This window comes from Massilia alkalitolerans DSM 17462 (assembly GCF_000427785.1).
GTDB lineage: Bacteria > Pseudomonadota > Gammaproteobacteria > Burkholderiales > Burkholderiaceae_D > Telluria > Telluria alkalitolerans.
Window position 1 is genome coordinate 389,107 of record NZ_ATYR01000001.1, and the last position, 24,775, is coordinate 413,881.

Sequence of the window (24,775 nt, forward strand, 5' to 3'; positions counted from 1 at the left end):
AGGCGATCAGTCGTCAAGCGCTTCGATGCTGTAATGGCCAAACGGGATGGCGCTGGCAAAACGCTCGGTCATGCCGGCCGCGTCTGTCCGTCCCTCGAAGATGCGGCCGTCTTCCGTCGTGATGCGGTAACGCTGGTTCTGCATGGGTTCGTCGGTCCCTATCCACCGCAAGACGGTTCGCTGGTCGTGCATCATTTCACTCGTGGGTAGGTCGACGGCCGCGAGGCTGCTGCCGCCAGGTTTGACATGGGAGAATTTCGATGACTTGATCGTGTGCTCGCCACTGCTTTGCTGCGTGATCGCGCCACCGCCAATGTCCACTTGCGCGCCCTGCGCAACCAAACGCAGCTTGGGCGCCTGCAGAACAATTTCGTCCGTTGCTGTCAGGACGATACGTTTCGCAGACGTAAGTTCGATGTCGTCGGCATGGGTTTGCATTTCGAGCTTGCCGCTGGCGGCGATCAGCTTGATACCAAGGCGATGCGCAAACAAGCTGATGCTTTCGGAGGCGCGCGCGAGCAATTTTCTGCCAACCGAAAACTGCGTATTGCCGACGCTGACCATGTCAATGTGCGTTTGCACGCCGATCGCCAGATTGTCCTGGCTAGCCATTGCAATGCCAGCTGGCGCTGAAAGTGCCACGACAGGCTGGCCGCCGGCGCCAATATCACCCGCTCTGGCATTGCTGCCAACGTCCCATTCCTTCAGGTAGCCGATAAGTTGCGAGAGCTCTTTGTTGTCAGTGTCCCCGGCATGGTGCGTCGTCGACAGCTCCGACAACTGTTGCTGCACACCCTGTATCACATCAATCAATCCGATCAGTTCATTCCGATCCAGCTGTTTGCCACCTGCTTTGAGGCCCGCAGCGGCGCTGATGAGGACGCCTTGGGCGCCACGCACGGAAACCGCATGATCACTGCGCAGCTCCGCACCTTCGCCGCGCGCTTCGCCCTTGCCGTCACTGCGGGGATGCGTGAGCCATCCAAGGTTCAGTTCGCTATGGCCATGCTGCGAAGAGACCTGTGCATTGATTTGTCCCGGGGTATCGTCCAGCCGGAGCTGGTTGTAGCGGATGCCCTGCACTTCTTTACTCTTGATGCCGGCCACATACCGGTTCCCCGGCAACGCACCGACATGGCTGAAAGATGGCGGCGGAGCTTTGCCTCCATAGACCTGCGCCACGATGATGGGCTTGTCCGGATCTCCTCCGAGGAAATCGACGATGACTTCATCGCCAACGCGAGGCAGCGTAATCGTTCCCCACTGATTGCTGGCCCAGGTACTGGCGACGCGCACCCAGGCCGAGTCCCGATCGCTGTCGCTGGCGCCGGCACCTTGCGCATGCAAATGGTCTTCCGCATTAGTTCCGGGAAAGCGGACTTTGACGCGGCCGTACTCATCGCAGTGCACTTCTTCACCTGCCGGGCCGACCACGACAGCACTTTGCAGCTGTGGATGCGGTAAATCGCTGCGTGGATCGAAAGCGGGAACAATCGGAACGCCGCGCCGCACGCAAGCGAAGCGATTGGTGTAGCGCATGCCGCGTTCGTCGCTGGCTTCTTGCAACGCGTTATTGGACTGCGCCTCGTCCCATCGGCTCAGCGCAAACAGGCGCTGCACCTGGTCGTCGATTGCCTTGGGAAGATTGTTCTCTGCATGGACCTCAAGGCGCGTGACGACGAATTCACGTTCGTTCTCGGCGTGCGTGTCGATTTCATGATGTCCAGCCAGTCCTATCCATTGTCCGACACAAAGGGTCCGCACACTGCCTTCACCGTAAAAGCACTTGGCTTCATATTCGTGCCTCTTGATGCGCAGCTCGCCGAGACGACGGTAATCTTCTCCATTGTCTCCGGCATGAGGCATATCGATCAGGTAGTCGTCGAGTGTTGCCGCGAACTGGCTACCCGTTGCCCCTTGATCGATGCGCGAAGGCGTAGCGCTGGACATCATGCGGCCTTGCATGTAGTCCCAGCTCTGGCGTGCCACATTGCCCGGTTTTAGTGTGCGGACAGGACTCCATCGGATGATGGTGTCGCTTTGTTCCGTGCCGTCGTCCTGGTGGTAGCGCACGATGCCGGCTACGTTTTGCGGCAACCTGGACACGTCATCGAACAGGACAAGCGTATGGCCCGGCGTGTTCTGGCTTTCGGAGTCGCTTGGTCGCCCAGCTCGAACAAACCAGGCGATGCCACGTCGTTTCCATAATCGACGCAGGAACCCGGCATCGGATTCGTTATGCTGCATCGTGAATTCCCGCGCGGGATAGGTGCCGGTAATGTGAGACCAGTCCACGTCAAAGGCCTTGGCCAATACCGGATTGTTCCGGCGCCATTCGTCGAGAATGATTTCGCTGATGTCCAGTTCGTTCTGGTTACGGAAAACCCGCGTATTGATACGCTGCTCCATCAGCGCTAACGCGTCGCGCATCACCAGTTGATAGGTCGCCAAACCGCCGTCGCCGTGCCCGGCAGCCGCTTGTGACACGATGCCGCATACGGCGTGCAATTCACCGCGGTCAGTGACGAACTGGAGTTCGACCGGTAATGCGATGAATTCTTTCAGTGGAAAGTCCGCACGGGTCGCTACGCATGCAAGGCGGTATTCCAGCCCGCCGCATATCGTCTCGCATCCTGAAACACGCTTGACCAACAATACGTCGTCAAGCACCTTCTGCCCTTGCGCCAGCCTTGCACGTATGGGCCGATTCCCTTCCGACATGCCTGCGAATACGCCAGCCAATTCCTTGAGATTCATGCGAGTTGCATCCCAGGTTGCATTACTGAGTGTTTTGCTCCAACAAACAGTATTGCAACTATGTACTCGCAGTAATTGATCTAGGATAAACCTGTAGCGAAGGTAAATTCTTCAGGACAATGACCTCAAGTAGCACGCTGTTTCAAACGTGCCGCATTCAGCTCTACGCTTCCTCGCCCTGCACCCGCTCAAAGGGTCCGATGCAGGTGTTCATGGTCTCGTCCGCGCACATCAGGAACAGCGCCCCGGAGGGGTGGAAGCGGATGTAGTTGGTGGCGGTGGTGCCGGGTTTCATGATGGCGCCGGCGCAGTCCTTCTTGCCGTTGTCCTTCACGATGCGGTCTTCCAGCCGGTAGAAACCCCTGGCGCTGGGCTTGGCGGGGATGCGGTATTCGCTCTCGGAGACTTCTTCGGCGCTGGTGACGAGGGTGGTGCCGTCGCCGCGGAAGCGGTAGGTTTCCGAGCAGCCGAGGTCGGGCAGGCTCAGTTTCCAGATGCCCAGGATGGGATGATCGGCCGGCGGCGCGGCCTGGGCCGCGGGCAGCGCGGCGATCAAGGCGATCGATAACAAGGCCCCATTCAACACCGCGGCAGGCACACGCATGGCAGGCTCCTTCGCACGTCGCGACAGCCGGGCGGACGCCGCGGCAGGCCCGCGCATGCGGACGGCGCCATTATTGCAGGGGCGGCGCGCGCACGTCGCACGCGCCGCCGTGTGCCATCAGCCGTTTTCGGCAGGGGTCTTCGGCTTGGCCGGACGACGTCCGCGCGGGGCGGCCTTACGGGCCGGGGCCTTGTGGGCCGGGCGGGCGGTCTTCTTGCGTGCCGCCTTGTCGTCGGCATCGCCGTCGGCATCCGCGGCGCCACCGGCCTCGGGCGCGGTATCCGTTGCGGTATCGGCTGCCGCTTCCGTCGCGACTGCCGGCATGTCCGCAGCGCTGTCCAGCGCCACGGTCGGAGCGGGCAGATCGGCCGCCGCTTCGACGGCCGGCGCTTCGGCTGCCACTTTCTTCGCGGCCGGCTTGCGCGGTGCGCGGCGGCGTTCCTTGGCCGGCGCCGGCGCCGGCTCCACGGGAACCTCCTCCACCGGGGTGTCAGCGGCCGCGTCGACCGCTTCTTCAGCCGGCGGCGCTTCCGCTGCCGTCTCTTCCGTGGTGGCCGGGCCCGGCGGCAGTTCCGCGGCCAGGGCCGCGTCCACCGCGCTCAGCTCGGCCGCGGCGGGCGCCGCCTCGCGGCCCCTGCCCCCGCGTCCGCCGCGGCCGCGGCGGCCACGTTCCGGCTTGGCCTCGGCCTGCGGTGCTTCCTCGCCGCCCTCGACGGCGGCGGCTTCCTCGCCGGCCGGGGTGTCCCGCACCACCACCAGTTCCGGCGCCGGCATCGCCACCGGCGCCGCGGCGCTGCGGAAGACATAGGTGCCGGATTTTTCGTCGCGGCCGAAATCGAACAGGCCGCGCGCCTGGGCTTCTTCCAGCAGGTTGCCGAAGGTGCGGAAACCGTAGAAGGTCTCGGAGAAGTCAGGGCGGCGGCGCTTCAGGGTGTCCTTCAGCAGCGAGGCCCAGATCTTGCCAGTGTCCCCGCGCTCGGAAACCAGCGCGTCGAAGGTCTCGACCACCATCTCGAGCGCCTGCGCCTTGCGCGCTTCCAGCTCTTCGCGGCGCTTGTCGTCGCTCGGACGGCGCGCCCCCGGCTGGCCGCGGCGCGCGTCGAGCTCTTCCTTGCGCTTGGCGGCGGCACGGTTCTTTTCACGCACCAGGTCGTCGTAGAAGATGAATTCGTCGCAGTTCGCCACCAGCAGGTCCGAGGTGGACTGCTTGACGCCCACGCCGATCACCCGCTTGGCGTTCTCGCGCAGCTTCGACACCAGCGGCGAAAAGTCCGAGTCGCCCGAGACGATCACAAAGGTGTCGACATGCGACTTGGTGTAGCACAGGTCGAGCGCATCGACCACCAGGCGGATGTCAGCCGAATTCTTGCCCGACTGGCGCACGTGCGGGATTTCGATCAGTTCGAAGTTCGCTTCGTGCATCGGCGCCTTGAAGGTCTTGTAGCGGTCCCAGTCGCAATAAGCTTTCTTGACCACGATGCTGCCCTTGAGCAGCAGGCGCTCCAGCACCGGCTTGATGTCGAATTTTTCGTAATTGGCGTCACGCACGCCGAGCGCGACGTTTTCGAAGTCGCAGAACACCGCCATGCTGATGTTGTCGGAGGAAGCCATGAATTATTGCTTTCAGATAATAAAGGGACGAACTGACCGCGATTATACGCAACCCGCTTCTTCCTGGCGGCGCGCGTGTCACAGTAGTAAATGTGTCATCGCAAGTAATCGCTTTTATAATTGCGTTTTCTTCAAGGCTTGCCCCTGTATTGACTATGCTCTCGCCATCCGTTTTCGAGTCAGCGTTCAATAGTTCGCCGATCGGCAAGTATCTGCTGTCGCCGACGCCCGAGGCCGTGATCCTCGCCGTGAACGATGCCTTCCTGAAAGCGTCGTCGCGCCGGCGCGAAGAGCTGGTGGGCACGAGCCTGTTCGTGGCCTTCCCTTCCAATCCCGACGACCCAGCCAGCAGCACCAACGAGGCCGAGCTGCGCGCATCGTTCGCCAAGGTGCTGGCGACCCGCGAGCCGGATATGCTTCCGGTGCAGCGCTACCCCATCCCCCTGGAGGGACCCGGCGGCACGGTCACCTTCGACGAGCGGTTCTGGAGTGCCTACAGCGCACCGGTATTCGGCGAGGACGGCGCCATCGCCTGCATTTCGCACACGACCAAGGACGTCACCGAGCAGATCCGTTCCGAACGGGCCCTGCGCGAAAGCGAGAGCCGCTTCCGGGCGCTGACCACGGCCGGCCAGGTGGTGTACCGGATGAACGCCGACTGGACCGAGCTGCGCGAGCTCGACGGGCGTGGCTTCCTGAAGGATACCGCGCGCCCGCGCTCGTTCTGGCTCGAGGACTACATTCCGGCCGACGAGCAGGCGCGTGTGCACACAGCCGTGCTCGAAGCGATCCGCACCGGCTCCGTGTATGAGCTGGAACACCGGGTGCGCCGCATCGACGGCAGCGACGGCTGGGCATTGTCACGCGCCGTGCCGATCCAGGATGCGCGGGGCCGGGTGGTGGAATGGATCGGCGCGGCCAGCGACATCAGCGAGCGCAAGGCAGCCGAGGAGAAGCTGCGCGAATCGGACCGGCGCAAGGACGAATTCCTCGCCATGCTGGCCCACGAGCTGCGCAATCCGATCGCGCCGATCAGCGCCGCCGCCGCCCTGCTGCGAAGCATGAAGCCGGACGAGGCGCTGGTGCGACGCACCAGCGAGATCATCGCGCGCCAGGTCGGCCATATGACGGCGCTGATCGACGACCTGCTCGACGTATCGCGCGTCACCCGCGGGCTGGTCGAACTGGATCAGGCGCCGGTCGACCTGCGCGACGTGCTGCAGGATGCGGTCGAGCAGGTCACGCCCCTGGTGCGCGCACGCCGCCACGACCTGTCGCTGGCGCTGCCGCAAGGCGCGGTCATGGTCGCGGGCGACAAGAAGCGGCTGGTGCAGGTGGTCGCCAACCTCCTCAACAACGCGGCCAAGTACACACCGGAAGGCGGACGCCTGGTGCTGCATGCCCATGCCGCCGACGGCAATGCCCGCATCGACGTCAGCGACAACGGCATCGGCATGGCGCCCGAGTTGACCGGGCGGGTGTTCGAGCTGTTCGCGCAGGCCGAGCGCAGCGTCGACCGATCACTGGGCGGTCTCGGGCTGGGACTGGCCCTGGTGAAAAGCCTGGTTGAACTGCACGGCGGTTCGGTCGCCTGCGCCAGCCCGGGAATGGGCCAGGGCAGCACCTTCTCGGTCTGCCTGCCCTGCTGCGCCGCGGATGCCGCCCCGGCCGAGGATGCCGCCGCCCCCGTTGTCGCGGATGCGACCGGGAAGGCGGCTGCGCTGCGGGTCCTGGTCGTGGACGACAACGTCGACGCGGCGGTGACCCTGGCCATGGTGCTGGAAGCGGCCGGCCACCAGACACTGGTGGAACACGGCGCGCTGGCCGCCCTCGAACGTGCACGGGCAGCGGCGCCGCAGGTCTGTCTGCTCGACATCGGCCTGCCTGAGATGGACGGCAAGGAGCTCGCGCGGCGCCTGCGCGCCGACCCGGCCACGGCGGGCGCCCTGCTGGTCGCCGTCACCGGCTATGGCCAGGACAGCGAACGCCAGCAGATCATGGCCGCCGGCTTCGACCACCACCTGGTCAAGCCGGTGGACATGGAGCGGCTCGGGGCGATCCTGGCCACGGTCTAGGACCGGACCGGCGCCCGCTGCCCCGCCCTAGCGGAGCAGCTGCGTCGGCCCGTGGCCCAGCCGGGCCGCCAGGGCGCGCGCCTGCAGCTGCCGGTGCGCGGCCGCGCCCGCGGCGTTCGCGAGCGTGCCCCGGCCTTGTGCGCCGGGTGTGCCGAGGTCGAGGATCGTGAGCTGCTCGAACAGCTGCGTGGCCTTGCCGGTCGAATCCCTGACGCGCACGACGATGTTGTAGTCGCCATTCGACGTGTAGGTATGACTGGCGCGCACCTCGCCCTTGCCCCGGTATTCGCGCAGGCCCACCACCTGGGGGCCGCTGCCGTCGCCCCAGTCCACCGTCGCGCTGTGGGTGTCGCCCACGTTGCGGTCGCGGAAGGACAGCGTGATCTCGAGCGGCTGGTTCAGGCGCGGCTGGGCGTGCCGGATCGGCCCGAGCACCGGCGCATCGGTACCGCCGCCGTTGGCGCGCAGGAGCACCACCCCGGCGTTGGAACTGGCCACGATATCGCCGTTGTTCGAGACGGCAAGCGCCGAGCTCAGCACCAGGCCCGCGGGCGGGTTGAGCAGGCGCGTATTCAGGTCGACCGCGCCACCCCGGGTCCAGCGATACGCGATATTGTCGCCAGCAGCGCGCTGCCCGAGGCCGACCACTACACCGCGCTCGTTGGCGGCATTGGCTTCGGAGACCTGGAGCCCGCGCGGGTGCAGGTCGACCAGGCCGCGCGCCCGGGAAAACAGGAAGGCACGGGGTGCGGGGTCGGAGTTCCCGCTGACCCTGCGGCCGACCACTTCGCCGATGCCGTTCAGCCCATGCGTGATGGTGCGCGCACCAATACGCACCGCGCCCTTGCCCGGACTCCACAGGAAGGCGCTGAGGTTCGGGCTCAGCGTGTCGAGCATTCCGGCGATCTCCCCGCGGTTGTTGCCCGTCGAAGCGAATGCGAAGCGCTTGCCGAAGGGACCGAGGTCCATGGTCCGGCCGGCAGCGTCCCAGGCCAGCACGTTCGGCGCTCCGCCCGCCGCGTCGCCGGAGCCGACGGTGACATTGTCGTCGTTGATGTGGCTGGCATAGGTCGCGCCGATGGCCGCCGGCGCAGGCAGCTGGATCAGGCGGTTTGCCGCAGTCCAGCGCACGGCCCGGTCGGCGCCGTTCTCGGCCGAGAGCGCGGATCGTCCGACGATCTCAGAGTGAATGTTGATGGCCGTGACGAACGTGGGACCATCGCTGCTCAGGCTCGGCAAGGGAAGCAGGCCGCGTGACGCCGACCAGCGGAACGGCCGGAACTGGGTGCCTTCAGGCATCGCCGGCTCGACGATGCTGGCCGAAAAGGCGACTTCGCCCTTGTCGTTGAGGTCGCCGAGAAAGGCGGTCCGGTTGTTCGGCGGCGAGATGTCGATCACGCGCGCACCGTCGAAATAGCCCACGTGCAGCAGGCCATCGAGGCCGAAGTATTCGAACGCGGCCTGGCCGCGCGCATTGATGTCGGCAACGAAGCCGAAGGCCCCGCCTGCAAGATTGACGATGCCATAGACGTCCCTGCCCTGGCTCCCGGCCTTGTGCTGTTCCTGGTCCCCTGGCGCGGCAAGAACCTTGCCGCTGTTATCGCCGGCACGGCTGCCGGCGGCCACCGCGCTCGCCAGCACCACCATGCCTGTTATCGTGGCAAAACGCCCTATCGAGAAATGTCGCATTGTCTGTCTCCGGTAGTGGTCTCATGCGCCTGCATGAGGCAGGACGAATGTAGAACGCCCACCGGGCGGGCAGGACGAACTATCGCAAACGCGTTCGATGGCGCGACAGGAATGGACTCCGGCGTTTACAGCCGCGCCAGGGTGGCATCGTCCGGCTCGCCATCGAAATACTTGTCGATGCAGTCCTGGAAGACCGCTTCGTCCGGCGCGACGTCGGCGAACAGGGTCATCGACGAGCGGAACTTGAGGTCGTCGGGGTGGCCGAATATCTCTTCGGCCGACAGGCCGTCGCGCTTGGCCACGATGCGCGCGCACTCGCGCAGACGCGCGCCCAGCACCGGATGCGCCAGGTAGGCGGCCGCCTCGTCGCTGGACGCGATCGCGTAGCGCTGCGCCATCTCGCTGCGGCCGAGCCCGGCGATCTGGGGGAAGATGAACCACATCCAGTGGCTGCGCTTGCGGCCGGCGCACAGTTCGGCGAGCGCAGTGGCGTACACCGGTTCCTGGGCCTGGACGAAACGTTCCAGGTCGAATTCATTGTCCATTGCATCACCTCCAGCTCCGACCATGCTACAACTTTGAGATTGTTTGCTAAAGTGCGTTCCATAGGACGCGCCAATGGACACCCATCATCTCTCTCTACTGCTCGTGCGCGACATGCCGTACGGGAAATACAAAGGCCACAAGATTGCCGACCTGCCAGGCCACTACCTGGGCTGGTTTGCCCGCGAAGGCTTTCCTCGCGGCGAGCTGGGCCAGTTGCTGGCCCTGATGTACGAGCTCGACCATAATAATCTGCGCAGCCTGCTCGACCCGCTTCGTAGCCGCTAAGCAACAGTAACAGGCACCGCAGCAGTGCTTGTCGGCTATACTGGCGGCGCCACCGTCTTATCGGAATTCGATGGAAAACGAACACGCTTCCCCTCCCCTCGTGCTGGTCGTCGAGGACGACGAACACATCGCCCAGGTCCTTCGCTTCATGCTTGAGCGCCAGGCTTACCGCGTCGTGCACTTGGCCGACGGCCGCGCCGCGAGCGAACATTTCCGCAACGCCAAGGAGCGGCCCGACCTGGTGCTGCTCGACGTCATGCTGCCCTACGTCGACGGCTTCGAGCTGGTACAGCTGGCGCGCGAACGCAGCGACTGGGCCGGCTTGCCGATCCTGATGCTCACTGCCAAGAATACCGAACGCGACACCGTGCGCGCGCTCGACGCCGGCGCCAACGATTTCGTCATCAAGCCTTTCCAGCCGAATGAACTGCTGGCGCGGGTCCGGCGTTTCCTGAAGACGGCCCCATGACCCCGAGCGCCTTGCCCGCAGGCGCCGGCGACACCTTCATTACCGTCGCGGTCTGGACCGGGACGGTCGCCCTCGTCCTGACCCTGTTGCTGGCCTTGCAGATCGTGCTGCTGCGTATGAGCCTGCGGCGGCGCGAGCGGCGCGCGGCGCGTGCCGTCGCCCGCTGGCGCCCGCTGCTGAACCAGGCCATCATCGGGGAAGAACCCGAGTTGCCGTCCTTGCGGCCGAACGAACGCCTGCCCTTCCTGCACCTGTGGGCGCACCTGCAAGGTTCGCTGCGCGGCGAGGCCAACGAAGCGCTCAATGGCGTGGCGCGCCGGCTCGGCGTCGACACCCTGGCCCGCGGCATGCTCGCACGCGGCGCGCGCGATGAACGCCTGCTGGCCACCCTGGTGCTGGGACACCTGCGCGACCGCGCCGCCTGGCCGCAGCTGCTGCCGCTGGCCAGCGCCGCCGACAGCGTGCTCTCGCTGAGCGCGCTGTGGGCGCTGGTGCGGGTCGATCCGGAAGCCGCGGCCGACTACCTGACACCGCTGTTCATCGAACGCGAAGACTGGGCGCTGTCGCACGTGGCCGGCATCCTGCAGCAGGCCAGCGGCCCGGTGGCGCAGGTGCTGGCGCGCATCCTGCCGGGCTTGCCCGAGGAACGGCTGCCGCGCGCACTGCGGATCGCCGAATCGCTGCGGGTCACCCTACCGGCCGGGGTGCTCGCCGCGGCGCTGCGCAGTCCGTCCAGTGCGGTGGTGATCGCCGCGCTGCGCGGCGTGCTGACGCCCGCCACCTTGTCCGAAGTGCGCGCCCTGCTCGGCCATGAAGACTGGCAGGTGCGGGTGCAGGCCGCGCGCGCCCTGGGCCGGGTCGGCGAGCGCAGCGACGCCGCCCGCTTGACCAGCCTGCTGGGCGACCCGCAATGGTGGGTGCGCTACCGCGCGGCCCAGGCTCTGCGCGAACTGCCGCTGCTGTCGCAGGCCGACCTGGACGCGGTGCGCGCCTCGCTCACCGACCGCTTCGCGCTGGACATGCTCGACCAGGTACTGGCGGAGGAGCAGGCATGACCGATTTCATCACCTGGTTCGTGTTCTGCTACTTCATCGCGCTCAACGGCGGATACCTGCTGCTGAACGCGATCGCGCTGCGGGCCCTGCGCGCCAAGGGCCAGGAACTGTTCATCGCCGACCTGCCGCGCGCCTACTCCGGCCTGGAGCCGCCGGTGAGCATCCTGGTGCCGGCCTATAACGAGGAAGCCACCATCGCCGCCTCGGTCCGCTCGATGCTGCAGCTGACCTACGCCGAGTTCGAAATCATCGTCGTCAACGACGGCTCGAAGGACGGCACGCTGGAGGTGCTCAAGCGCGAGTTCGCCCTGCTGCCCTTCCCCGAGGCCTACCGCCGCCAGATCCCGACCGCCGAGGTGCGCGGCATCTACCGCTCGACGCGCTACCCGAACGTGCGCGTGATCGACAAGCTCAACGGCGGCAAGGCCGATTCCCTGAATGCCGCGATCAACGTCTCGCGCTATCCGCTGGTGTGCGGGGTCGACGCCGATTCGATCCTGCAGCGCGACAGCCTGGCCAAGGTCACCGAGCCCTTCCTACGCGACCCGACCGTGGTGGCGGCCGGTGGCACCGTGCGGGTGGCCAACGGCTGCACGGTCAGCGGAGGCTTTCTCACCAGCGTCGGGCTGCCGAAGAACATCTGGGCCCTGTTCCAGGTGGTCGAATACCTGCGCGCCTTCCTCTTCGGGCGGCTGGGCTGGTCCTCGATGAACGGCATGCTGATCATCTCCGGCGCCTTCGGCGTGTTCCGCAAGGACGCCGTGGTGCTGGCCGGCGGCTACCGCCGCGACACCATCGGCGAGGACATGGAACTGGTGGTGCGCATGCACCGCCTGCTGCGCGAGAAACGCCAGCCCTACCGCATCGAATTCGTGCCCGACCCGGTGTGCTGGACCGAGGCGCCCGAGGACTACCGCACTCTGAAGAACCAGCGCATCCGCTGGCAGCGCGGACTGGCCGAGAGCCTGAACGCCAACTGGGGCCTGGTCTTCTCGCGCACGGGCGGCGTGCCGGGCTGGGTGGCCTTCCCCTTCATGCTGCTGTTCGAGTGGCTCGGTCCGCTGGTGGAGATCGGCGGCTATGTGTTCATGATCTGGGCCTACTTCAGCGGGATGATTTCCTGGGAGGCCTTCGGCGCCTTCCTGTTCGTCGCCATCGGCCTGGGCATCCTGCTGTCGGCCTCCGGCCTGCTGCTGGAAGAGATGTCCTTCCACATCTACCCGCGCGGCAGGCAACTCTTGACGCTGGGACTGGTGGTGATCCTGGAGAACTTCGGCTACCGCCAGCTCAATTCCATCTGGCGCCTGACCGGCCTGTGGCGCTGGGCGATGCAGAAGGAGTCGAGCTGGGGCACGATGAAGCGCAAGGGCACTTGGCAAAGCCAGGACGGCCAAACGCCAACCGGCAAATGAGCGCGGCAAGCGGGCCGTCATCGCTACACTGAAGGCCATGTCACGGCTTGCCTTACTTTTTCTCCTGTCGATGAGCGCTCCCGCCCACGCCGCGTTCCTGCACCTGTGTCCCGCGCAAGCGGCACCCGGCGGCAGCCCGTCCGCCAAGGCCCTTGGCCCTGACGGCAAGGAGCTGCGCTTCGTCGTCACCGGCGCAGCAGCGCTACCCGGCTGCCGCTCGCTCGCACTCGGCGCCGCCCAGGTCGAAACCCTGCACGTGCTGGGCGCGGACGCGACGCCGACGCCCACCATCCTGCTCCAGGGCGAGGCAAGGGACGGAGGCTTCGCCGTCAGCGAACAGACCCTGGTGCCGGAAGAAGGCGGCAAGCAGCCGGCGCCGCCCGCGCCGATGCCGCTGCGAACCAACCTGCTGGCCGGGATGCAGGTCCGCACCTATGGTGTCGAAGAGCGGGTGCAGGCGCGCCTGGACGGGGGCCGCCTGCGCATCGACTGCCGCGCCGGCTCGCGCCCGGCGGGCGTGCTGCTCACGGGCCCGTGGACCATCCCGCGCCTGCGCGCGCACCTGGCGGCCAGGTATTCCGGCAAGGGGCAGCTCACCTGGCAGGCTGCGGATGCGGCAGGGGCGGCGCGCGAATCGGCGCTCGACATGGGCCAGCTTTCCGCCGGACCCGCCGCGAGTAACACCCGGCTCGCCCTGCCGGCTGCCCTCGACCGGGCCAGCTGGCGCCACTTCGTGCTTGCATGCCCGGCCGCCGGCGCCAGCGTGGCGCTGGATTCCCTGACGCTGGAACCGGATTCCCCGGGCGCCGCGCCGCGCTCGACCTGGATCTGGGACCGCAGCGCCTGGCTCGAACGCGGCGAGGAACTGCTCGACTGGGCCGCGCGCGAGCGCATCGGCGAGCTGTTCATCGTGGTGCCGCTGGAACAAGGCCGCATCAAGGATCCGGAGCTTCTCTCCGCCTTCGTGCGCCGCGCCGGGCAAAGGGACATCGGCATCAGCGCAGTGGAAGGCGACCCGCACATGGTGCTGCCGGGCGAACGCGCCGCCACCGCCGCGCGCGCCCGCGCCTATGCCGCCTACAATGCCGCGCTAGAGCCGGCAGCGCGCTTGAGGAGCATCCAGTTCGACATCGAACCCTACCTGCTGCCCGAGCACGTGCTGCCGGCCGCGCGCCTGGACCGGGAGTACGTGGCCACCCTGGCGGCGCTGCGCGCGGCGGCAGGCGGCATGCCGCTCGAGTTCGTGGTGCCCTTCTGGTGGGGCGACCGGCAAGCGCTGCTGGACGGCCTGGCGCAGCACGCGGACGCGGTCTCGGTGATGGACTACCGCACCGATCCCGGGCAGATCCTCGCCTTCGCCATCCCCTTCCTGGATTGGGGAGCGGCCAACGGCAAGCGCGTGCGCATCGCGCTGGAAGCCGGCCCGCTGCCGTTCGAGACCCAGCGCCGCTACCGCCGCGCGCCGGTTGGCGCCGCGGGCGACATGCTGCTGTTCACGGTCGACGGCCAGCAGGTAGCGGTGCTGCTGCGCCAGCCGCTCGCGCATCCGCGCGCCATGCCCTACCAGCTGGTGGATAGCCGCCCGATCGACGGTTCGGCCACCAGCTTTCACAAGAACAAGGACGCGCTGCGCGCCCTGCTGCCCCGCCTGGAGGCCGAGTTCGGTGCCTGGCCGGGGTTCGCCGGGATCGCGTTGCACGAATGGCGATGACGATGACCGACTTCGACCCCGGCCTGCTCGCCGCGCTGAGCGGCGCGCGCAAGCTCATGGTGCTGACGGGCGCGGGGATGTCCGCCGAAAGCGGCATTCCCACCTTCCGCGACGCCTTGACCGGCCTGTGGCAGCATTTCGACGCGGCCTCGCTGGCCACGCCGGACGCCTTCCGGCGCGATCCCGCCCTGGTCTGGGGTTGGTACGAATGGCGGCGCATGAAGGCGCTGTCGGCCCGGCCGAACGCGGGTCATGCCGCGATCGCGGGGCTGGCCAGCCGCGTGGAACACCTGTCCCTGTTCACGCAGAACGTCGACGACCTGCACGAGCGTGCCGGCAGCCATGACGTGCAGCACCTGCACGGCAGTCTCCATCATCCGCGCTGTGCCGACTGTGCCCGCCCCTTTTCCCTGCCGGCGGCCGCGCCCGTGGAGCCCGAAGGCGGCCGGCGCCTGGCGCCGCCAGGCTGCCCGGCCTGCGGCGGCCCGGTCAGGCCCGGCGTGGTGTGGTTCAACGAAGCGCTTCCCGAAGACGTCCTCGCGCGTGCATTCGATGCATGCGCCAGCTGCGATCTCCTGATCGTCGTCGGCACCTCGGGCACGGTCTATCCGGTGGCGCAGCTTCCCGAGGTGGCGCGCCGGGCCGGCAGCCGGGTCGTCCAGGTCAACCCGTCTGCCAGCGAGCTGGATCGCGTGTGCACGTGGAATGTGAGAGGAAGCGCCGCACAGGTGTTGCCGGCCTTGCTCGACCGCGCGTGGTGAGCCCCGGCTGCGCGCCGGTTCCGGCGCCCCTCAGACCAGGCCGAACAGGTAATAGGCGCCGATCGCCACCAGCACCGCCGAGGTGCCGATCAGGACCGTGACGATGAAGATGTCGCGGTAGGCCTGCTTGTGTGTCAATCCGGTCACGGCCAGCAGGGTAATCACGGCCCCGTTGTGCGGCAGCGTGTCCAGCCCCCCGCTTGCCATGGACGCGACGCGATGCAGCACCTCGAGGGGAATGCCGGCGCCGTTCGCGGCGGCGATGAAACTGTCCGAGAGGGCCGCGAGCGCGATGCTCATGCCGCCCGATGCCGAGCCCGTGATTCCCGCCAGCGCGCTGACACTGACGGCCTCGTTGAGCAAGGGATCGGGAATATGCTTGAGCAGCCCGGTCACGGCGCCGAATCCCGGCAGTGCGGCGATGACGGCGCCGAATCCATATTCGGACGCGGTGTTCAGCGAGGCCAGCAGCGCGCCGCCTACCGCGCTGGTGGAGCCTTCCGCAAAACGCGCCGCAACCGGCCGGAACGCGAACAGCATGACCCACAGGATGCCTGCCAACAAGGCTCCCTCCACGGCCCAGATCGCGGCCAGCGGCGTCACCTGCACGGTCAGCGGCGTACCGGAAACGTCAATGGTGACGGCGCTGCCGAAGTAGCGCGGAATGAGCTGGGTGAACAGCCAGTTCAGCAGGCCGACCACGAACAGGGGCGAGACCGCCAGCAGCGGATGCGGGAGGCCCGCGCGGTCGATCGCCTCCGGTTCGTTGCGATGGCCGGCGCCGTAGCCCTCGCCGGCCGCGGCAGCGCTGCGGCGCCGGGCTTCCAGGTAAAGAATGCCCAGGACGACGATGAACACCGAACCCAGCAGGCCGAGGACGGGCGCGGCCCAGGTCGTGGTGCCGAAGAAGCTGGTGGGAATGATGTTCTGGATCTGGGGCGAACCAGGCATGGCCGTCATGGTGAAGGTGAAGGCGCCCAGCGCGATGGTGGCCGGGATCAGGCGTTTCGGGATATCGCCCTGCCTGAACATCTCCGCCGCGAACGGGTAGACCGCGAACACGACCACGAACAGGGACACGCCCCCGTAGGTCAGCAGCGCGCACACCAGGACGATCGACAGGATGGCGCGCTGTTTCCCGACCATCTGGATGACCGCGCCGACGATCGCCCTCGAAAATCCGGACAGCTCGATCACCTTGCCGAAGATCGCGCCGAGCACGAACACCGGGAAGTACAACTTGACGAAGCCGACCAGGCTTTCCATGAACACCCCGCTGAACATCGGCAGCACGGCACCCGGATCGGTCAGCAGCACCCCGAGCAGCGCGCACAGCGGAGCGAACAGGATCACGCTATAGCCACGGTACGCGGCCAGCATGAGCAAGGACAGCGCAGCAAGTACGACGAGAATATCCAACACGGCCTCCCTGAAAAGCAGACATCGTTCAGCCGTCCAGTATAGTCGAGCCCGAGCACGGGACGGCGCCGTGAGATTTGGTGAATTTGTCCGGCCTGTTCAGGGGTAGAGTCGAGGCTTTGCGGCCACCCGAACGCCCGCGAGGCACCGATGCGTACTCCACCTGCCCATCCCCGCGTGGCCACGCGCGCCACGGCGGTACAACTCATGCGCGCCCGCCTGCTGCGCGAAGGCTTCCCGCGCGTCCAGATGTTCATCCTGGTGTCGCTGACTGGGCTGGCCGGTTTCGGCGCCTCGGTGGCGATGCTCGCGGCCGGGGTCGACGCGATGGCGCTGCGCTATACACTGGCGATGGGCGTGGCCTACATCGTCTTCCTCCTGCTCCTGTGGCTGTGGCTGCGCACCAGTGCGGCGGACTACCTCGACCCGGGATGGGTCGGCAATGCCGACGGCAGCGCGGCGGCGAAGGATGGCGCGGCCGACTTCAGCGGCGGCGGCGGCAGCTTCGACGGCGGCGGTGCCAGCGGCAATGTCGACTTCGGCACGCAGGACAGCGCCCTCGGTGCCATCGCCGACGCGCCGCTCGAGGCCGTGGCCGAGGCCGACGAAACCGTCATGCCCCTGGTGGTGATCCTGCTCGCCGTCGGCATCGCACTGTCTTCCCTGTTCGTGATCTGGTCGGCGCCGATCCTGTTTGCCGAGATCCTGGTGGACGCACTGCTGGCCGCGGGCCTGTACCGGCGCCTGCGGGTGCTGGAGCCGCAGCACTGGATGCTCGCCGCCTTGAAACGCACCATCGTCCCCTTCGTGCTGACCACCCTCACGGTGGCCGCGGCGGGATGGGGCATGCAGGCCCATGCGCCCGAGACCAGGTCGCTGGGCGAGGTCCTGTCCAGCCGCTAGATCGCTGCCGGCAGTTCCACCACGAAGCGCGTGCCGCGATCGGGCGCGGTGGTAAATCCGATGGTCCCGCCGTGCTCCTCGATGATCGCCTTGCTGATCGCCAGTCCCAGGCCGGTGCCGCCGCGCGTGCGCGAGTCGGCCCCGTCGGCCTGGGCGAAGCGCTGGAACACGCGCTGCTGGAATTCCGGGGCGATGCCGGGGCCTTCATCAAGGACCAGCAGGCGGACCTTGCCGGGGGTGTGCGCCAGGCCCAGCGTGACGGACTTGCCCGCCGGGGTGAACTTGATGGCATTCGACAGCAGGTTGGTCAGCACCTGCTCCATGCGGTCGGCGTCGATGCTGGCCGCGATCCCGGCTGCGTGCGCATCCCAGTCGCTCAGCAAGCGCACCCCGGCCTTGCGGGCATGCCCTTCCATTGCCGCCAGCGCGCGCTCGGCCACCGGCAGCAGCGGCTGCGCTCGGGCCTCGAAGTGCATCTGGCCGGCCTCGATCTTCTGGATGTCGAGCAGGTCGTTGACCATGCGCACCAGCCGCTCGCTGCTCTGGCTGGCGATGGCAGTCAAGCGCAAGGCGTCCGGCGGCAGCTCGCCCGCCATGCCGTCGGCCAGCATCGCCAGCGAGGCCTGGATCGAGGTCAGCGGGGTGCGCAGCTCGTGCGAGACGGTCGAGATGAACTCGTTCTTCATCTGCTCGACCCGCTTGCGCTCCGAGATATCGTGCAGGAACACGCTGAAAAAGGCGTCCTCGCCCTGGCCGGCCAGGGCCGCCGTCATCTCGATGGTGAACTCGCGCCCCTGGCGGTCGATGACCTTGCGCTCCAGGCGCCGGTCGAGCATGGCCAGGTGGCCGGTCTGGCGGAAGGCAAGCAGGGCCTGCCCCAGGCTGGCGCGGTAGCGCTCCGGCAGCACCAGCTCGGACAGCGGCCAACCCACGGCCTCGTTGCGGCGCCAGCCGAACATGCGCTCGGCCGCCCCGTTCCAGTCGAGGATCATGCCGCGCTGGTCGACCGCGATGTAGGCATCCTGGGCCGCTTCCACGATCGCATTGATGCGCTGCTCGCTGGCCTGCACCGAGGCCAGCGCGCGCTCCAGTTCGCGGGTGCGTTCCTCGACGCGCTGCTCCAGCGTGGCGTTCAGGTCGCGCAGTTCGGCCTGCTTTCGCACCAGGTCGCCCACCAGCCCGTTCAGGGTGGTCGACAGCGCCTGCACCTCGAAATAGTCGTTCGCATTCGGCGGCAACTGGACCGCTTCGCCGCGTCCCAGGCGTTCGGCCGATTCGGCCAGCGCCCCGAGCGGACGGGTGATGCGGCGCGCCACCAGCAGGCCGGCCACGGAGAACAGCACCGCCAGCGCCGCGCCGCTCCACAATGCCTGCTCGCGCAGGCGGCGCACCGGCGCATAGGCATCCTCCACGTCCTGGCGCACCAGCACGGTCCAGCCAAGGCCGGGGTAGATGCCGCGGCCGACGGTGGCGCCGTAGCCGACCAGGTAGGACAGGCCGTCCGGCCACTCTTCGACCAGGTAGCCGGTGCGCTTCTGCTGCGCCAGCCGCAGGCTCTCGGTCGCGATCTTCTTGCCCTGCAGTTCCGGGGGGCCGAGCAACACCACGCCCTGCGCACTGACGATCAGGGCCTGCACCCGGCCGCGTGCCTGGACCGGCGCGATGATCGAGCGCTCGACGTCGCGCGCCCACTGCCATGACAGGTGCACGCCCAACACCCCGGCCGTCTTGCCGGCCAGGTCGGCAAACGGGAAGGCGACGTCGACGAAGCGAAGCGGTTCGCCGTTCTCGCTCGGGAGCAACTTGGCGAGCTTGACCGCCTCGTGGACGTCGCCAACGTTGACGCCCTCGAGGGCGTTGCGGAACCACGGGCGCTGCGACACGTCCGCGCCTTCCAGCAGGCCGCGCGCCTCGACGATCACGCGGCCGTCGAGGCCGGTCAAGCCGATCCAGTCGTAGTAGCCGTAGGTCTCGCGCATGTCGGACAGGATCTGGCGGCGCTCGGCCGGCCCCAGGCCGGGGTCGCGCAGGTCTCGCCGTCCGGCCATGAGCTTGACTTCGCGGTAGCGCTCGGCCATGCCGCGGTCGAGCTTGTCGGCGGTCTGGCGCGCCAGCTCGCCCAGGCCGTGCCCGATGCTGTCCTTGACCTCTTCGTTCGAGGATTGCTCGACCACCTGCACCAGCAGCAGGGTCAGGATCACCGTCAGCAGCGAAAAGGCCAGCGCCAGCCAGGCGCCTAGGCCGCGCCTGCGCTGCCGGGTCGGGGATGAGGGGGGTGTGGCCATGCTGGCTCGCTGCTGAAACAATTGCGCCAGCGTAACATACGGCCGTCCAACATACTATGGCCATGGCTGCGGGCGTCGCACGGGAGAAACGGATTTCCTGTAAACTAGAAGGCTAGCGATTAGAAACACCAAGAGAAACGCCATGCCCACCCCATCCGCCGCCAACGACCAGCTGCTCGATTACGTCACTTCGTGCGCCCTGCCGACTCCCTGGGCGCAGTTCACGCTGCACGCCTTCATCGAGCACTCCACGGGCAAGGAACACTTGGCGATGGTGCTGGGCGACATCGGCGACGGCGAGCCGGTGCTGGCGCGCGTGCATTCCGAATGCCTGACCGGCGACGTGCTGTTCTCGCAGCGTTGCGACTGCGGTGCCCAGCTCGAGGGCGCGCTGCAGCGCATCGCCGAGGAAGGGCGCGGCATCCTGCTGTACCTGCGCCAGGAAGGCCGCGGCATCGGCCTGGTCAACAAGATCCGCGCCTACCGCCTGCAGGAAGCCGGCGCCGACACGGTCGAGGCCAACCTGCAGCTGGGCTTCCATGCCGACGCCCGCAATTACGAGCTGTGCAAGCCGATGCTGGAACAGTTCGGCGTGCGTTCCCTGCGCCTGATGACCAACAACCCGCGCAAGATCGACGCCCTGAGCCGCCTCGGGATCGCGGTGGCCGAGCGCGTGCCGCTGCTGGTCAACCGCAACGCCTTCAACGACAGCTACCTGAATACCAAGCAGGCCAAGCTGGGCCACATGATGGGCCCGCTCGAGCCGCTCGAGCCGGTTGCCGCGGCGCTGGCCGAGCCTGGCAACAGCTGAGCCACCCCTGCTTCGCGTGATCGGGTCCACTGGGCCCGATCACCATAACGCGCGCGCAGCCCGCGCGTCCGGTGGCAAGATAGTGCTTCCTTCTTGCCATGATCGGAATGCATGAAACGGACCGCCGCCGCCCTCCTGCTTCTCTGTCTCGCGGCGGGCGCCGCCACGGCGCCGCCGGAACAGGCCAACCGCCCACCCCCAGCCCGCGCCGCCACGGCGCCCGCGCCGCCCCCGCACCTGTCCCCAAGCGATCCGCCGGGGACCACACCCCCGGCACCGGCGCCGGGCGAGGTCGACTCCCAGGACGCCCTGCCGCCGCCCTCCTCGGCCGCCCAGGACCTGTACTCGTCGGCGCGCGGCGACCTGCTGCAGATCCGCATGCTGCTCAAGAACGGCCGCACCCAGTCCACCGTCGGTTCGGGCTTCCTGGTCGGCACCGGCAACCTGGTGGTCACCAACTACCACGTGGTGTCGCAGATGGCGCTCGACCCCGACGTCTATACCGCCGAATACGTCGACACCGACGGCAACAGCGGCCCGGTCGAGCTGCTGGCGGTCGACGTGCTGCACGACCTGGCCGTCCTGCGCGTCGACCGCGAAGGCAGCGGCTTCTTCAAGGTGCCCGAACGTCCGGTGCGCCTGACCCAGGGGCAGCGCCTGTACTCGCTCGGCAATCCCCTCGACCTGGGCTTTGCGATCTCGGAAGGCGCCTACAACGGCGTCGTCACACGCAGCTTCTACGACCAGCTCATGTTCGGCGGGCCGATCAATTCCGGCATGAGCGGCGGTCCCAGCGTGACCGGCAACGGCACCGTGGCCGGCGTCAACGTGTCCAAGCGGCGCGACGGCGAGTCGGTCAGCTTCCTGGTGCCGGTGAAGTACGTGCAGGAGCTGCTGCGCAAGGTGGAGAGCCAGCCGGCGCCGCCGAAGGATTTCAATCCCTTGATCGCCGCCCAGCTGCTGGAGCACCAGCGCGCCATGGTCGACCGCCTGCTGGAGGAGCCGCTGGCCATCAAGAGCATGGGACCGTACCTGGTGCCGGTGCGCGAATCCGGCCAGCTGCGCTGCTGGGGCCGCTCGAACGTGAAGGCCGAGACCGCGTATACCTCGGACTCGATGAGCTGCGCGATGGAATCGGCGATCTACGTGTCCTCGACCCAGCAGACCGGCCACGTGGCGATGACCCACCAGTACATCCGGTCCGACAACCTGGCCCGCCTGCCCTTCGCGGCACTGAGCAGCCGCCTGTTCGGCGCGGCCAAGCTGGGCAACGCCGGCGACGCGCGCCTGACCAAGCCGGTGTGCACCGAACGCTTCGTGCACACCCGCACCCTGCCTTTGCGCGCCGTGACCTGCGTGCGCGCCTACCGCAAGTTCGAGGGCCTGTACAACTTCACGCTGCTGACCGCCAGCACCAATGCGGCCGAGTCGAGCCTGCAGAGCCGGCTGGACGTGTCCGGGGTCTCGTATGAGAACGGCATGCGCGTGACGCGCGCCTTCCTCGGCTCCTTCGGGCGCAACATCCGGCGCGCGCCCGCCGCACCAGGCACGCCGGGAGGCCAGCGATGAACGGCCCCTGGACCGTCGAGATCCTGGCGCGCAACGGCGAGGTGCTGCACCGGCATCGCGCCGCCAGCCTGCCGATCCGCGTCGGCCGCGCCTACGACAATGACTTCATCCTCGACGACGAGTACGCCGCCGCTCACCACGCCGTCATCGAGCAGGGCCCGGATGGCGCGCTCGTGATGCGCGACCTCGGCACCCGCAATGGCTTGAACACCGGGCGCAAGCGGGTGCAGGAACTCGCCCTCACGGGCGACACCGTGGTGCGCATGGGCCATACCTCGCTGCGCGTGCGCGCGGCCGATTTCCCGGTGCCGGCGGAGCTGCGCGACCGCACCATGCACGGTTGGGAAGGCCTGGTGCCCGGCATCGTCGGCGTGCTGCTGGCCGGGCTGGTGGCCCTGTTCGTGACCTGGCTGCTCGACGCCGAGCCCTTCGAACTGCTCAACTATGTGCTGGCGCCCGGCGCCGGCATCGGCGCGGCGCTGCTGTGGAGCAGCCTGTGGGCCTTCATGAACCGCCTGTTCGGGCGCTATACGCGGCTGGGGCGGCACCTGTTCATCTTCGGCTGCGGCACGGCTGCACTGGTGGGCTTCCGCCTGCTGGCGGCAGTCGCGGCCTATGCCTGGTCGCTCGAATGGCTCACCCGCTACGGTTCCCACGTAGCGGTGGCCACAGTCGCGGGCATCATCTACTTCCACCTGGCGACCATCAAACCGCCGCTGCGCCGGCGCCTGCGCGCGATCTGCGCTTGCGCGGCGGTGCTGGCGTCGGGGCTGGTGCTGATCGTGAACCAGCAGCAGCACGGCCGGGTCGCGGACGAACTGTACATGGCCGTGCTGCTGCCGCCGGAGCTGCGCGCCAGCCCGGATGCGACGGTGGCGGAGTACATGGTCGACGTCGAGGCAATGCGCACGCAGCTGGAGGAAGAACGCGGGACTGCGCCGGCGGCGGGCGGGAACTGAGCAAGGCTTTGCAGCTTTGACAAGCAGCGGCGAATACTGGATCATCGGGCATCTTCAGCCCGGCCATCCCATGAAACCGACCCGCAGCGCCATCACCGCCGTCATCGCCTGGCTCCTGTTCTGGGCGCTGATGGTGCTGGTCGCCGTCGAGGACTACCGGCGCGACGGCGGTACGGCCTACTGGCAGCCGGTGCTCTGGGAGACCTCCTCGGCCTGCGTCGCCACTTTCCTGCTGCTGCTCCAGCGCCGCGCCACCCGGCGCCACGACCACCTGATCGCCACGCCCTGGCGCTGGTTCGCCCTGCAGGCACGCATGCTGCCGCTGTTCTGGCTCGCCTTCGTGCCGCTGGTCTTCGGCGTACGCCATGTCGTGTATGCGCTGGCCGGCGCCAGTTACGAGCACGAGCCCTGGCTGCAGGTCTTCGTCTACGAGTCGCTCAAGCTCACCGTGTTCGTCGGCCTGTTCATCGTGATCGGCTTCGGCCTGCTGTCCTACCGCGAACTGCTCGGCGCGCGTTTGCGGGCCGAACAGGCCAACGCCCTGCTGCGCGAAGCGCAGCTGCAGTCGCTGGCGCGCCAGATGCAGCCGCATTTCCTGTTCAACGCGCTCAATACCATTTCGTCGCTGATGCATACCGACGTGGCGCGCGCCGACGCCACCCTGGTGCAGCTGGCGGACCTGCTGCGCGCCGCCCTGGCGCTGGGCGAACGGCCGCAGGCCTCGCTCGAGGAAGAATTACGGCTGGCGCGCGCCTATGCCGGGGTCATGGAAGAACGCTTCGATGGCCGCGCCCGGGTCGAGTGGCGCATCGACGAGGCGCTGCTGGGCCTTGCACTGCCGGCGATGAGCGTGCAGCCGCTGCTGGAGAACGTGTTCAAGCACACGGTCGAACGGCGGCGCGATCCGACCCGCATCGCAGTCAGCGCAGCACGCGAGGACCAGGATGTCGTGCTGCGCGTCGAGGACGACGGCGGCATCCTCGGCAAGGACGCCGGCGACAGTGCGCCGGGCATCTCCCTGGCCAACCTGCGTGCGCGCCTGGCGGCGCTGTACGGGGACCGCGCCAGCCTGACCCTGAGCCAGCTGCTGCCTTGCGGCGTACGCACCGAACTGAGGCTGCCATGCGCATCCTGATCGTCGACGACGAGCGCCCGGCGCGCGAACGCCTGCGCCGCATGCTGGCGCTGGAAGCCGGCATCGAGGCCATTGGCGAGGCGTCCGACGGCATCGACGCGCTGCGGCAGCTGGCGCAGTTCCGGCCCGATGCGCTGCTGCTCGACGTCGAGATGCCGGAGCTGTCGGGCATCGACCTGGCGGCCTCGCTGCCGGCCCCTGCGCCGCTGGTGGTGTTCGTCACCGCCTACGACGAATACGCGCTGCGCGCTTTCGACGCGAATGCCATCGATTACCTGCTCAAGCCTTTCGACCAGGCGCGCCTGCGGCGCTCGCTCGAGCGCCTGCGCGCGCGCCATGCGGCGCAGGCCCTGGCGGCAGCGGCGGTTCCCGGCCTGCCGCCGCGCCAGCTCCTGGTGTCGGAGCGCGGGGCCACGCGCGTGGTACAGGTCGCGGACATCGAATGGCTGGAGACCGCCGACAACTACGTCGTCCTGCACACCGCTGGCGACGCGCCGCTGCTGCGCCAGACCCTGTCCGGACTGCTGGCGCAGCTGGGCAACGGTTTCGTGCGCTGCCACCGGCGCGCGGCGGTGCGTCCCGGCGCCGTCCAGCGCGTCAATCCGCTCGACAAGGGCGACTGCGAACTGGTGCTGCGCAGCGGCGCGCTGGTCCCGTGCAGCCGCCAGTACCGGGCCGCGCTCATGGAAGCACTCCAGGCCTGCTAGCCTGGCCCCTCC

20 protein-coding genes are annotated in these 24,775 nt (G+C 67.8%); 13 read left to right on the forward strand and 7 right to left on the reverse strand.

Translation table 11 applies throughout. The annotated features are described in order from the left end of the window. Window positions 1–6: 6 nt before the first annotated feature. The 3 genes from YWC_RS0101780 to YWC_RS0101790 all read right to left on the reverse strand — a co-directional run bounded on the left by YWC_RS0101780 (window position 7) and on the right by YWC_RS0101790 (window position 4,972). Window positions 7–2,757, reverse strand: a complete 2,751-nt coding sequence (locus YWC_RS0101780) for a type VI secretion system Vgr family protein (protein WP_027863843.1) — start codon at window positions 2,755–2,757, stop codon at window positions 7–9. Window positions 2,758–2,920: 163 nt separating this feature from the next. Next, window positions 2,921–3,361 (reverse strand): hypothetical protein, encoded by a 441-nt coding sequence (locus YWC_RS0101785; protein ID WP_051306149.1) that lies wholly within the window; start codon window positions 3,359–3,361, stop codon window positions 2,921–2,923. A 117-nt stretch (window positions 3,362–3,478) separates the two neighbouring features. Then, window positions 3,479–4,972, reverse strand: coding sequence for an NYN domain-containing protein (locus YWC_RS0101790; RefSeq protein WP_027863845.1), 1,494 nt, complete (start codon window positions 4,970–4,972; stop codon window positions 3,479–3,481). Window positions 4,973–5,127: 155 nt separating this feature from the next. Between YWC_RS0101790 and YWC_RS31375 the strand changes: the two genes are divergently transcribed. Continuing rightward, entirely contained in the window at window positions 5,128–7,047 is a 1,920-nt protein-coding gene (locus tag YWC_RS31375; protein ID WP_051306128.1) for a PAS domain-containing hybrid sensor histidine kinase/response regulator, read from the forward strand. Window positions 7,048–7,074: 27 nt separating this feature from the next. Here the strand turns inward: YWC_RS31375 and YWC_RS0101800 are convergent, their stop codons facing one another. Both YWC_RS0101800 and YWC_RS0101805 read right to left on the reverse strand, forming a co-directional pair. Continuing rightward, window positions 7,075–8,736 carry a PKD domain-containing protein gene (locus YWC_RS0101800; RefSeq protein ID WP_156923428.1) on the reverse strand — a complete coding sequence of 554 codons (1,662 nt, stop codon included), beginning with the start codon at window positions 8,734–8,736 and terminating at the stop codon, window positions 7,075–7,077. A gap of 125 nt (window positions 8,737–8,861) precedes the next feature. Further along, window positions 8,862–9,281, reverse strand: coding sequence for a DUF1810 domain-containing protein (locus YWC_RS0101805; RefSeq protein WP_027863847.1), 420 nt, complete (start codon window positions 9,279–9,281; stop codon window positions 8,862–8,864). 73 nt (window positions 9,282–9,354) lie between these two features. Between YWC_RS0101805 and YWC_RS0101810 the strand changes: the two genes are divergently transcribed. The 6 genes from YWC_RS0101810 (at window position 9,355) to YWC_RS0101835 (ending at window position 14,975) form a co-directional block, all read left to right on the forward strand. After that, a complete protein-coding gene (locus tag YWC_RS0101810) occupies window positions 9,355–9,567 on the forward strand; it encodes a DUF3820 family protein (RefSeq protein ID WP_027863848.1) in 213 nt (70 codons plus the stop codon). A 70-nt stretch (window positions 9,568–9,637) separates the two neighbouring features. Continuing rightward, window positions 9,638–10,036, forward strand: coding sequence for a response regulator transcription factor (locus YWC_RS0101815; RefSeq protein WP_027863849.1), 399 nt, complete (start codon window positions 9,638–9,640; stop codon window positions 10,034–10,036). After that, window positions 10,033–11,091: a HEAT repeat domain-containing protein gene (locus tag YWC_RS0101820; protein WP_027863850.1), complete on the forward strand. Its 1,059-nt coding sequence runs from the start codon at window positions 10,033–10,035 to the stop codon at window positions 11,089–11,091. The genes YWC_RS0101815 and YWC_RS0101820 overlap by 4 nt, the downstream gene beginning before the upstream one ends. Further along, a complete protein-coding gene (locus YWC_RS0101825) occupies window positions 11,088–12,503 on the forward strand; it encodes a glycosyltransferase family 2 protein (protein WP_027863851.1) in 1,416 nt (471 codons plus the stop codon). Before YWC_RS0101820 ends, YWC_RS0101825 begins: the two co-directional genes overlap by 4 nt. Before the next feature lie 37 nt (window positions 12,504–12,540). Further along, window positions 12,541–14,214, forward strand: a complete 1,674-nt coding sequence (locus tag YWC_RS0101830) for a hypothetical protein (protein ID WP_156923429.1) — start codon at window positions 12,541–12,543, stop codon at window positions 14,212–14,214. 2 nt (window positions 14,215–14,216) lie between these two features. Further along, entirely contained in the window at window positions 14,217–14,975 is a 759-nt protein-coding gene (locus tag YWC_RS0101835) for an SIR2 family NAD-dependent protein deacylase (RefSeq protein WP_036212666.1), read from the forward strand. Between the two features lie 30 nt (window positions 14,976–15,005). On the opposite strand, the gene YWC_RS0101840 is transcribed toward YWC_RS0101835, so the two are convergent. Then, a complete protein-coding gene (locus tag YWC_RS0101840) occupies window positions 15,006–16,355 on the reverse strand; it encodes a GntP family permease (RefSeq protein ID WP_371845988.1) in 1,350 nt (449 codons plus the stop codon). Between the two features lie 189 nt (window positions 16,356–16,544). On the opposite strand from YWC_RS0101840, the gene YWC_RS0101845 reads away from it, so the two are divergent. Continuing rightward, window positions 16,545–17,297 (forward strand): hypothetical protein, encoded by a 753-nt coding sequence (locus YWC_RS0101845; RefSeq protein WP_027863855.1) that lies wholly within the window; start codon window positions 16,545–16,547, stop codon window positions 17,295–17,297. Here the strand turns inward: YWC_RS0101845 and YWC_RS0101850 are convergent. Beyond that, the gene (locus YWC_RS0101850) at window positions 17,294–19,582 is read right to left on the reverse strand and encodes a sensor histidine kinase (RefSeq protein WP_027863856.1); all 2,289 of its coding nucleotides are present in this window, start codon (window positions 19,580–19,582) and stop codon (window positions 17,294–17,296) included. The two genes, YWC_RS0101845 and YWC_RS0101850, sit on opposite strands and share 4 nt — an antisense overlap. A gap of 142 nt (window positions 19,583–19,724) precedes the next feature. Between YWC_RS0101850 and ribA the strand changes: the two genes are divergently transcribed. The 5 genes from ribA to YWC_RS0101875 all read left to right on the forward strand — a co-directional run bounded on the left by ribA (window position 19,725) and on the right by YWC_RS0101875 (window position 24,763). Beyond that, complete coding sequence (gene ribA / locus YWC_RS27870; protein ID WP_036212528.1) at window positions 19,725–20,393, forward strand: GTP cyclohydrolase II; 669 nt, start codon at window positions 19,725–19,727, stop codon at window positions 20,391–20,393. A 111-nt stretch (window positions 20,394–20,504) separates the two neighbouring features. Continuing rightward, the gene (locus YWC_RS0101860) at window positions 20,505–21,962 is read left to right on the forward strand and encodes a S1 family peptidase (protein WP_027863857.1); all 1,458 of its coding nucleotides are present in this window, start codon (window positions 20,505–20,507) and stop codon (window positions 21,960–21,962) included. Further along, entirely contained in the window at window positions 21,959–22,921 is a 963-nt protein-coding gene (locus tag YWC_RS0101865) for an FHA domain-containing protein (protein WP_027863858.1), read from the forward strand. Before YWC_RS0101860 ends, YWC_RS0101865 begins: the two co-directional genes overlap by 4 nt. A 70-nt stretch (window positions 22,922–22,991) precedes the next feature. Continuing rightward, complete coding sequence (locus tag YWC_RS0101870) at window positions 22,992–24,056, forward strand: sensor histidine kinase (RefSeq protein WP_027863859.1); 1,065 nt, start codon at window positions 22,992–22,994, stop codon at window positions 24,054–24,056. Continuing rightward, on the forward strand, window positions 24,044–24,763 hold the full coding sequence (locus YWC_RS0101875) for a LytR/AlgR family response regulator transcription factor (protein WP_027863860.1): 720 nt from the start codon (window positions 24,044–24,046) through the stop codon (window positions 24,761–24,763). Before YWC_RS0101870 ends, YWC_RS0101875 begins: the two co-directional genes overlap by 13 nt. The last annotated feature ends 12 nt before the right edge of the window (window positions 24,764–24,775 follow it).

Coding starts and splice junctions, on each gene's coding strand:
- YWC_RS31375 (WP_051306128.1), top strand. CDS start 5,128: ATGCTCTCGCCATCCGTTTTCGAGTCAGCGTTCAATAGTTCGCCGATC.
- YWC_RS0101875 (WP_027863860.1), top strand. CDS start 24,044: ATGCGCATCCTGATCGTCGACGACGAGCGCCCGGCGCGCGAACGCCTG.
- YWC_RS0101835 (WP_036212666.1), top strand. CDS start 14,217: ATGACCGACTTCGACCCCGGCCTGCTCGCCGCGCTGAGCGGCGCGCGC.
- YWC_RS0101820 (WP_027863850.1), top strand. CDS start 10,033: ATGACCCCGAGCGCCTTGCCCGCAGGCGCCGGCGACACCTTCATTACC.
- YWC_RS0101805 (WP_027863847.1), bottom strand. CDS start 9,281: ATGGACAATGAATTCGACCTGGAACGTTTCGTCCAGGCCCAGGAACCG.
- YWC_RS0101860 (WP_027863857.1), top strand. CDS start 20,505: ATGAAACGGACCGCCGCCGCCCTCCTGCTTCTCTGTCTCGCGGCGGGC.
- YWC_RS0101830 (WP_156923429.1), top strand. CDS start 12,541: ATGTCACGGCTTGCCTTACTTTTTCTCCTGTCGATGAGCGCTCCCGCC.
- YWC_RS0101825 (WP_027863851.1), top strand. CDS start 11,088: ATGACCGATTTCATCACCTGGTTCGTGTTCTGCTACTTCATCGCGCTC.
- YWC_RS0101850 (WP_027863856.1), bottom strand. CDS start 19,582: ATGGCCACACCCCCCTCATCCCCGACCCGGCAGCGCAGGCGCGGCCTA.
- YWC_RS0101785 (WP_051306149.1), bottom strand. CDS start 3,361: ATGCGTGTGCCTGCCGCGGTGTTGAATGGGGCCTTGTTATCGATCGCC.
- YWC_RS0101815 (WP_027863849.1), top strand. CDS start 9,638: ATGGAAAACGAACACGCTTCCCCTCCCCTCGTGCTGGTCGTCGAGGAC.
- YWC_RS0101870 (WP_027863859.1), top strand. CDS start 22,992: ATGAAACCGACCCGCAGCGCCATCACCGCCGTCATCGCCTGGCTCCTG.
- YWC_RS0101840 (WP_371845988.1), bottom strand. CDS start 16,355: ATGCTGGCCGCGTACCGTGGCTATAGCGTGATCCTGTTCGCTCCGCTG.
- YWC_RS0101810 (WP_027863848.1), top strand. CDS start 9,355: ATGGACACCCATCATCTCTCTCTACTGCTCGTGCGCGACATGCCGTAC.
- YWC_RS0101800 (WP_156923428.1), bottom strand. CDS start 8,736: ATGCGACATTTCTCGATAGGGCGTTTTGCCACGATAACAGGCATGGTG.
- YWC_RS0101845 (WP_027863855.1), top strand. CDS start 16,545: ATGCGTACTCCACCTGCCCATCCCCGCGTGGCCACGCGCGCCACGGCG.
- ribA (WP_036212528.1), top strand. CDS start 19,725: ATGCCCACCCCATCCGCCGCCAACGACCAGCTGCTCGATTACGTCACT.
- YWC_RS0101865 (WP_027863858.1), top strand. CDS start 21,959: ATGAACGGCCCCTGGACCGTCGAGATCCTGGCGCGCAACGGCGAGGTG.
- YWC_RS0101790 (WP_027863845.1), bottom strand. CDS start 4,972: ATGGCTTCCTCCGACAACATCAGCATGGCGGTGTTCTGCGACTTCGAA.
- YWC_RS0101780 (WP_027863843.1), bottom strand. CDS start 2,757: ATGAATCTCAAGGAATTGGCTGGCGTATTCGCAGGCATGTCGGAAGGG.